This window comes from Paenibacillus sp. Y568 (genome assembly GCF_059445545.1).
Window position 1 is genome coordinate 1 of the sequence record NZ_JCAIUM010000044.1, and the last position, 2,235, is coordinate 2,235.

The window sequence follows — 2,235 nt, forward strand, 5'->3', positions numbered from 1 at the left end:
TTAGTACGTGGACGTAGACCCGAAACCGTGTGATCTACCCCTGTCCAGGGTGAAGGTGCGGTAACACGCACTGGAGGCCCGAACCCACGCATGTTGAAAAATGCGGGGATGAGGTGGGGGTAGCGGAGAAATTCCAATCGAACTCGGAGATAGCTGGTTCTCCCCGAAATAGCTTTAGGGCTAGCCTCGGAATGAAGAGTCGTGGAGGTAGAGCACTGATTGGGTGCGGGGCCCGCAAGGGTTACCAAACTCAGTCAAACTCCGAATGCCATGTACTTATATCCGGGAGTCAGACAGTGAGTGCTAAGATCCATTGTCGAAAGGGAAACAGCCCAGACCATCAGCTAAGGTCCCAAAGTGTGTGTTAAGTGGAAAAGGATGTGGAGTTGCTTAGACAACCAGGATGTTGGCTTAGAAGCAGCCACCATTGAAAGAGTGCGTAATAGCTCACTGGTCGAGTGACTCTGCGCCGAAAATGTAACGGGGCTAAACACACCACCGAAGCTATGGCTAGATGCTTTGCATCTGGGGTAGGGGAGCGTTGTATAGAGGTTGAAGGTGTACTGAAAAGAGCGCTGGACACTATACAAGTGAGAATGCCGGTATAAGTAACGAAAAGATCAGTGAGAATCTGATCCGCCGAAAGCCTAAGGGTTCCTGAGGAAGGCTCGTCCTCTCAGGGTAAGTCGGGACCTAACGCGAGGCCGAAAGGCGTAGTGGATGGACAACAGGTTGAAATTCCTGTACCACCGTAATCCGTTATGAGTAATGGGGTGACGCAGCAGGGTAGTGACGCGGACTGATGGAATAGTCCGTCTAAGCAGTGAGGCTTGTGTGTAGGCAAATCCGCACACTATAAGGCTGGGCTGTAATGGGGAGCGAAAATTATAGTAGCGAAGGTCATGATCTCACACTGCCAAGAAAAGCCTCTAACCAGGAGAAGGTGCCCGTACCGCAAACCGACACAGGTAGGCGAGAAGAGTATTCTAAGGCGCGCGGAAGAACTCTCGTTAAGGAACTCGGCAAAATGACCCCGTAACTTCGGGAGAAGGGGTGCCCCGGTAGTGTGAATAGCACGAGGGGGCCGCAGTGAAAAGGCCCAAGCGACTGTTTAGCAAAAACACAGGTCTGTGCGAAGCCGTAAGGCGAAGTATACGGGCTGACGCCTGCCCGGTGCTGGAAGGTTAAGGGGAGTGGTTAGGAGCAATCCGAAGCTATGAACCGAAGCCCCAGTAAACGGCGGCCGTAACTATAACGGTCCTAAGGTAGCGAAATTCCTTGTCAGGTAAATTCTGACCCGCACGAATGGCGTAACGACTTGGGCGCTGTCTCAACGAGAGATCCGGTGAAATTTTAATACCTGTGAAGATGCAGGTTACCCGCGACAAGACGGAAAGACCCCATGGAGCTTTACTGCAGCTTGATATTGAATTTGGGTACGATCTGTACAGGATAGGTGGGAGCCTGAGATCCAGGAGCGCAAGCTTCTGAGGAGGCGCCGTTGGGATACCACCCTGATCGTATCTAGGTTCTAACCTAGGACCGTAAACCGGTTCGGGGACAGTGTCAGGTGGGCAGTTTGACTGGGGCGGTCGCCTCCTAAAGAGTAACGGAGGCGCCCCAAGGTTCCCTCAGAATGGTTGGAAATCATTCGAAGAGTGCAAAGGCAGAAGGGAGCTTGACTGCGAGACCTACAAGTCGAGCAGGGACGAAAGTCGGGCTTAGTGATCCGGTGGTACCGCATGGAAGGGCCATCGCTCAACGGATAAAAGCTACCCTGGGGATAACAGGCTTATCTCCCCCAAGAGTCCACATCGACGGGGAGGTTTGGCACCTCGATGTCGGCTCATCGCATCCTGGGGCTGAAGTAGGTCCCAAGGGTTGGGCTGTTCGCCCATTAAAGCGGTACGCGAGCTGGGTTCAGAACGTCGTGAGACAGTTCGGTCCCTATCTGTCGTGGGCGCAGGAAATTTGAGAGGAGCTGTCCTTAGTACGAGAGGACCGGGATGGACGCACCTCTGGTGTACCAGTTGTTCCGCCAGGAGCATAGCTGGGTAGCTACGTGCGGACGGGATAAGCGCTGAAAGCATCTAAGCGTGAAGCCCCCCTCAAGATGAGATTTCCCAATTAGTAAGACCCCTTGAAGACGACGAGGTAGATAGGTTGGAGGTGGAAGTGCAGCAATGCATGGAGCTGACCAATACTAATCGGTCGAGGGCTTATCCTAATATTCTG

At 53.2% G+C, this 2,235-nt stretch carries 1 rRNA gene; it reads left to right on the plus strand.

The window, feature by feature from the left end:
- Nucleotides 1-2,227, plus strand: a 23S ribosomal RNA gene (locus tag AC1D7X_RS25645); the annotation flags it as partial.
- Between the last annotated feature and the right edge of the window lie 8 nt (nucleotides 2,228-2,235).